The following is a 6841-nucleotide window of genomic DNA, read 5'->3' as shown; positions in this document are numbered from 1 at the left end:
GGCACACCACGTTCTAAGCGTGGCCGGCGTTCAGGCGGGTGCTCTCCCGACCAAGTGCGGCGCGCGCGGCGGCGATCGCATCGGGGGCGAGCGCGCCGGGCGGGGCGATCAGGGTCAGCACATGGTCCATGGGCGCGGGGGTATGCCCGCGCCATGACCTCGGATCAACCGCCCGCCCTGCTGGTGGCGGGGCCGACGGCAAGCGGCAAGTCGGCGCTGGCTCTCGCCATCGCCGCGCGGGTGGGCGGGACGGTCATCAACGCCGACAGCATGCAGGTCTATCGGGAGTTGCGGGTGCTGACGGCGCGCCCGACCCCGGAGGAGGAGGCGCGCGTACCGCATCGCCTGTACGGCGTGCGCGCGGCGGCGGAGGCGGCGAGCGTCGCCTGGTGGCGGGGCGAGGCGCTTGCAGCGATGGCGCAGGCACGGGCGGAAGGCCGCCTGCCGATCCTCTGCGGCGGGACGGGCCTGTATTTCGCATCGCTGACCGAGGGGCTGTCCGACATCCCGCCGGTGCCTCAGGAGGCGCGGGCCGAGGCGCGGCGGCTTCTCGCCGAGGAAGGGCCGGCGGCGCTGCACGCAAGGCTCGCGGCCGGAGATCCGGAGACGGCGGCCCGGCTGCGGCCATCGGACAGCCAGCGCATCGCCCGCGCCTATGAGGTCTGGCGCGGTACGGGCAGGGGCCTCGCCGCCTGGCAGGCGGGCGGTGGGACGGGGCCGGCGCCCTGGCGCTTCGCCGCCATCCTGATCGACCCGCCGCGGGATATGCTGCGGGCCGCGATCGCGGCGCGCTGGGTGGCGATGATGGCGGGCGGGGCGGTCGAGGAGGTGCGGGCGCTGGTCGCGCTGGGCCTCGACCCTGCCTTGCCGGCGATGCGCGCGCATGGCGTGCCGGAACTCGCCGCCATGGTGGCCGGGCGGATGACGGAGGAGGAGGCGTCGCGGCGCGCCATCCTCAACACCGGGCAGTATACCAAGCGGCAGGCGACCTGGTTCCGGCACCATCTTCTGGCCGACCCGTCGCGAACGCATACGATCCATGCGCGAATCACGGGTCAGGCGCAATTATCGGAAAGTTTTTCGACCTCTGTCTTCGCTTTTGTTGATCAGGTGCGTTGACGCGCCGCGGCGCGGGGTCTAAGAGCGCCCCAGCGCCCGCGGGACCCCCCGCGGGCCGCGCCCTTTTCAGCGAAGAGAGAGACCCATGTCCGCCGCCACCAAGCCCGCCAGCACCGATGCCGCCCAGATGATGTCGGGCGCGGAGGTCGTCCTGCGCGCGCTGAAGGACCAGGGTGTCGAGGTCATCTTCGGCTATCCCGGCGGCGCGGTATTGCCGATCTACGACGCGCTGTTCCAGCAGAACGCCATCCGCCACATCCTGGTGCGGCACGAGCAGGCCGCGGTGCATGCGGCGGAAGGCTATGCGCGGTCCACCGGCAAAGTGGGCGTGGTGCTCGTCACCTCCGGCCCGGGCGCGACCAATGCGGTCACGGGCCTGGTCGACGCGCTGATGGATTCCATTCCCGTGGTCTGCCTGACGGGCCAGGTGCCGACGCATCTGATCGGCAACGACGCCTTCCAGGAAGCGGACACCACCGGCATCACCCGGCCGGCGACCAAGCACAACTACCTGGTCAAGAAGCCCGGCGACCTTGCGCGCGTGATGCATGAGGCCTTCTACGTCGCGAAGTCCGGCCGCCCGGGCCCGGTCGTGATCGACCTGCCCAAGGACATCCTGATCAACAAGGCGCCCTACACGGATGCGCCGGACACGCCGCACCGGTCCTACCGCCCGCGGACCGAGCCGGATGGCGAGCAGATCCGCAAGGCGGTGCGCCTGCTGAAGGCGGCCAAGCGCCCGATCGTCTATGCCGGGGGCGGCGTGATCAATTCGGGGCCGGAGGCGTCCCGCCTTCTGCGCGAATTCGTGCGCATGACGGGCTTCCCCTGCACCAACACGCTGATGGGCCTCGGCGCCTATCCGGCGGGCGACCCGCTGTTCCTGGGCATGCTGGGGATGCACGGGACCTATGAGGCGAACCTCGCCATGCATGGCTGTGACGTCATGCTCAACATCGGCGCGCGGTTCGACGACCGGGTCACGGGGCGGCTCAACGCCTTCTCGCCCGGGTCGAAGAAGATCCACGCCGATATCGACCCGTCCTCGATCAACAAGAACGTGCCGGTGGACGTGCCGATCGTGGGCGATGCCGGTCGCGTGCTGGCCGCGCTGATCGAGGCCTGGAAGGCCGAGGAAGCGCCGCAGGACAAGCACGTCCTGACCTCCTGGTGGCGCCAGATCGACGAATGGCGCGCGAAGGACTGCCTGCGCTACCGCCAGGAAGGGCGCATCATCAAGCCGCAGCACGCGGTCAAGCGCCTGTTCGAGATCACGCAGGAGCTGAAGCGCGAGACCTTCATCACAACGGAGGTCGGCCAGCACCAGATGTGGGCGGCGCAGTATTTCGGCTTCCACCAGCCGAACCGCTGGATGACCTCGGGCGGCCTCGGGACCATGGGCTACGGGCTGCCGGCGGCGATGGGCGTGCAGATCGCGCACCCCGACGCGCTGGTGATCGACATCGCCGGCGAGGCATCCATCCTGATGAACATCCAGGAGATGGGCACGCTCGCGCAGTACCGCCTGCCGGTGAAGGTCTTCATCCTGAACAACGAGTACATGGGCATGGTCCGCCAGTGGCAGGAACTGCTGCATGGCGGGCGCTACAGCGAATCCTATTCCGCCGCGCTGCCGGACTTCGTGAAGCTGGCGGAATCCTTCCACGCGGTGGGCATGCGCGCCGAGCATGCCGATGACCTCGACCGCGTGATCCGCGAGATGATCGCGATCGACAAGCCCGTCATCGCCGACATCTGCGTCGCCAAGGACGAGAACTGCTTCCCGATGATCCCGTCCGGCGCCGCGCACAACGAGATGATCCTGGGCCCCGACCAGGAGGGCGGCGTCGCCGGCGTCACCGACGAAGGCAAGGTCCTGGTCTGAGGGACGCGGAAGATGTCGGAAGCAGGAAACGCGCAGCGCGCGGCGACGATCGCCGTGCTGGTGGAAAACGAGGCGGGCGTTCTGGCCCGCGTCATCGGCCTGTTCTCGGGCCGCGGCTACAACATCGACAGCCTCACGGTCGCCCCCGTGGACGACACCGGGCGGATCAGCCGCATCACCGTGGTCACCTCGGGGACCGAGATGGTGATCGAGCAGATCAAGGCGCAGCTCGATCGGCTCGTGCCCGTGCACAAGGTGTCGGACCTGACGATGGAAGGGCCGCATTTGACGCGCGAGCTCGCGCTCATCAAGGTCGTCGGCGCGGGCGACAGCCGCGTCGAGGCGCTGCGCCTGGCGGACGCTTTCCGCGCCCGCGTGGTGGATGCGACGACAGAGAGCTTCGTGTTCGAGATGACCGGCGCGGCCGACAAGATTGACGCCTTCTGCGCGCTGATGCGGCCGCTGGGGCTGGCGGAAGTGTCGCGCACCGGGGCGGTGGCGATCGCCCGCGGCCCACGCGGCCTAAACTGAATTCGTTGGAAGACCCGTAGGAAGAGGGAGAGCGCGATCATGCGCGTTTACTACGACCGCGATGCGGACGTGAATCTGATCAAGGCGAAGAAGGTCGCGGTCGTCGGCTTCGGCAGCCAGGGCCATGCGCATGCGATGAACATGCGCGATTCCGGCGTGAAGGACGTCGTCATCGGGCTGCGTCCCGGCGGGTCCTGGAAGAAGGCCGAGGCCGCCGGCTTCAAGGTGATGACCCCGGCCGAGGCGGCCAAGTGGGCCGACGTGGTCATGGTGCTGACGCCGGACGAGCTGCAGGGCGACCTGTACCGCGACCACCTGCACGCCAACATGAAGCCGGGTGCCGCGATCGCCTTCGCGCACGGGCTCAACGTGCATTTCAACCTGCTCGACCCGCGTCCGGACATCGACGTGTTCATGATCGCGCCGAAGGGCCCCGGCCACACGGTGCGCGGCGAGTACCAGAAGGGCGGCGGCGTGCCGTGCCTGGTGGCCGTCCACCAGAACCCGTCGGGCAATGCGCTGGAAATCGCGCTGTCCTACGCCTCGGCCATCGGCGGCGGGCGCTCGGGCGTGATCGAGACCACCTTCAAGGAGGAATGCGAGACCGACCTGTTCGGCGAGCAGACCGTCCTGTGCGGCGGCCTGGTCGAGCTGATCAAGGCCGGCTTCGAGACGCTGGTGGAAGCCGGCTACGCGCCGGAGATGGCGTATTTCGAATGCCTGCACGAGGTGAAGCTGATCGTCGACCTCATCTATGAGGGCGGCATCGCGAACATGAACTACTCCATCTCCAACACGGCCGAGTATGGCGAGTACGTCACGGGGCCCCGCATCATCACGTCCGAGACCAAGGCCGAGATGAAGCGCGTGCTGGACGACATCCAGTCCGGCCGCTTCGCGCGCGACTGGATGCTGGAGAACAAGGTGAACCAAGCGTCCTTCAAGGCGACGCGCCGGCGCCTGGCCGAGCACCCGATCGAGGAAGTGGGTGCGAAGCTGCGCGCGATGATGCCCTGGATCAGCAAGAACCAGCTGGTCGACAAGGCGAAGAACTGAAGCCTGCGGCCGCGCGCCGACAGGCAGGGGCGCCGGGGGACACCTCCGGCGCCCTTTTCTATGCGCCGAGGAACACCGAGCGCACGAAGGCGCGGTACAGCACCACCTGCCGCGCGAGCAGCTGCGGGTCGCGCATGATGCGGGAGATGGTGATCCCGCCATCCATCATCACCGACAGCATGTCCGCCAGGTCCTCGAGGTCCACCGGCACAAGCGGCGGATACCGCGCGACGATCGCATCGAGCCGGGCGCGGAACCGCACCCGCCAGGCGAGCGCGGCATCGCGCGCCAGTTCATGGACCTCCCGGTCGAACAGCTGTTCCTGGTAGCAGACCGAGGCGACCATGCAGCCCGGATGCACCTCCGTCATCGCGGCCATCATGTCGGCGAACAGCTTCAGGGCGACGAGGAAGCCGTGCAGCGGATCGTCGTTGAGTTCGTCCGCGCGCGCGAAGATGTCGTCGAGGATGGCGCGGTCGCGCTCGATGTAACGCAGCAGCAGCGCCTTCGCGAGCTCGCCCTTGTCGGGGAAGTGGTAGAAGAAGCCGCTCTTGGAGATGCCGGCGCCTGCGATCAGCTCCTCGATCGAGGTCGCGCCGAAGCCCTTCTGCAGGACCGCGGCCTCGGCGAGGTCGAGGATGCGTTCGCGGGCGCTCTCCCGCTTCAGCGTGGTCGCGCTCATGATGTGACTGTACCCCAGGTGCAGTCGGGGTGTGCGCCGAATCACGGCGCTAGGCTTCGGCCGCCGCCGAAGCGATCGCAAGTGATTGAGAATTCGTCGTTTCCGAAAGCCGCGCCGACCGCACCACGGGACGGGTAGAGCCCGGGGCCCGATCGGCGCGACACCCTTGCCGTCAACACCGACGAAAGGGAAACCACCATGGCCACAGACATCCGGGGCAACCCGCTCAGCTGCACCGCCGCCGCCGCCGAGCGGCTGGACGGCGCGATCGCGAAGTTCCACGCCTACCTCGCCGATCCGATCGCCGACATCGACGCCCTCCTGGCCGAGGAGCCGGATTGCGTGATGGGTCATGCGATCCGCGCCGGCATCCTCGCCACCACCACCGACAAGGCCTTCGATGCGGAATTGCAATCGAGCCTCGCCGCCGCGCAGCGCCTCGCGCCGCGGGCCAATGCGCGGGAACGCGCCTATATCGCCGCCGCGCGGCACTTCGCCGAGGGCCGGATGCAGGACGCGACCGAGACCTGGTCCGGCATCGCCATCGAGCATCCGCGCGACCTGCTGGCCGTGCAGTTCGCCCAGCTCGGTGACTTCTTCCTCGGCCAGAGCCAGATGCTGCGTGACCGCGTCGCCCGGGTGCTGCCGAGCTGGCACCGGGACATGCCGGGCCACGGCTTCCTGCTCGGCATGCATGCCTTCGGCCTCGAGGAATGCGGCGACTACGCCCGCGCCGAGGCGGCCGGGCGGGAGGCCGTGGCACGCAACCCGCAGGATGGCTGGGCGGCGCATGCGGTCGCGCATGTGATGGAGATGCAGGGCCGCGCGGCGGAAGGCGCGGCCTTCATGACGGAGACCGCGCCCGGCTGGTCGCCCGACAGCCTGTTCGCCTATCACAACTGGTGGCATGTCGCGCTGTTCTGCATAGATCGCGGCGACATCGCCGGCGCGCTGAGGCTGTTCGACGAGCGCGTCTCGGCCGGCGGCTTCGGCCAGGCGCTGGAGGCGATCGACGGCTCCGCGCTGCTCTGGCGGCTCTGGGTGCTCGGGCATGATGTGGGCGACCGCTGGTCGCGCGTCGCGCCGGCCTGGTCGGCGCGGCTCGGGCACGGCGTCTACGCCTTCAACGACGCGCACGCGATGATGGCTTTCGTCGCCACCGGCGACCGCGCCGCGCAGCGCGAGGTGATCGCGACGCTGGAGCGCGCGGCGGCGGGGCCGGGCACCAACGCGATGATGTCGCGCGATGTCGGCCTGCCGCTCGCGCGCGGCCTCGCGGCCTTCGGCCAGGGCGATTTCGCGGCGGCGGTGGCGCATATCCTGCCGGCCCGCGGCATCGCCAACCGCTTCGGCGGCAGCCATGCGCAGCGGGACGTGCTGTCCTGGACGCTGTGCGAGGCGGCGATCCGCGCCGGCGACGCCCGCATGGCGGAGGCCATGGTCGCCGAGCGCCTGGCGTTGAAGGAAGGCAGCCCGGTGGCCCAGGGCTGGGCCGCCCGGGCGCGCGCCCTGGCCCGGCCGCTGGCGGCCTGACCTTGGCGCGGCGGCCCGGCCTTCGCGCCGGGCCG

At 69.7% G+C, this 6841-nt stretch carries 6 protein-coding genes; 5 read left to right on the top strand and 1 reads right to left on the bottom strand.

From position 1 onward, the window contains the following. Nucleotides 1-153: 153 nt before the first annotated feature. From miaA to ilvC, 4 genes are all read left to right on the top strand, one after another. Entirely contained in the window at nt 154-1119 is a 966-nt protein-coding gene (gene miaA, locus HW577_RS17550) for a tRNA (adenosine(37)-N6)-dimethylallyltransferase MiaA (protein ID WP_198377444.1), read from the top strand. An 85-nt stretch (nt 1120-1204) separates the two neighbouring features. After that, the gene (locus tag HW577_RS17545) at nt 1205-3004 is read left to right on the top strand and encodes an acetolactate synthase 3 large subunit (protein ID WP_198377443.1); all 1800 of its coding nucleotides are present in this window, start codon (nt 1205-1207) and stop codon (nt 3002-3004) included. Between the two features lie 12 nt (nt 3005-3016). Continuing rightward, on the top strand, nt 3017-3535 hold the full coding sequence (gene ilvN, locus HW577_RS17540; protein WP_198377442.1) for an acetolactate synthase small subunit: 519 nt from the start codon (nt 3017-3019) through the stop codon (nt 3533-3535). Between the two features lie 39 nt (nt 3536-3574). Then, nucleotides 3575-4591: a ketol-acid reductoisomerase gene (gene ilvC, locus HW577_RS17535; RefSeq protein ID WP_198377441.1), complete on the top strand. Its 1017-nt coding sequence runs from the start codon at nt 3575-3577 to the stop codon at nt 4589-4591. Between the two features lie 58 nt (nt 4592-4649). Here ilvC and HW577_RS17530 read toward each other — a convergent pair whose 3' ends face one another. Next, complete coding sequence (locus HW577_RS17530; RefSeq protein WP_198377440.1) at nt 4650-5273, bottom strand: TetR/AcrR family transcriptional regulator; 624 nt, start codon at nt 5271-5273, stop codon at nt 4650-4652. 198 nt (nt 5274-5471) lie between these two features. Here HW577_RS17530 and HW577_RS17525 point away from each other — a divergent pair, with 198 nt between their 5' ends. Continuing rightward, nucleotides 5472-6806, top strand: coding sequence for a tetratricopeptide repeat protein (locus tag HW577_RS17525; protein ID WP_198377439.1), 1335 nt, complete (start codon nt 5472-5474; stop codon nt 6804-6806). Nucleotides 6807-6841 lie beyond the last annotated feature (35 nt).

The organism is Neoroseomonas rubea, assembly GCF_016106015.1.
GTDB lineage: Bacteria > Pseudomonadota > Alphaproteobacteria > Acetobacterales > Acetobacteraceae > Neoroseomonas > Neoroseomonas rubea.
Note: the sequence above shows the minus strand (reverse complement) of the source record. Positions and strands in the feature narration are given on the sequence as shown.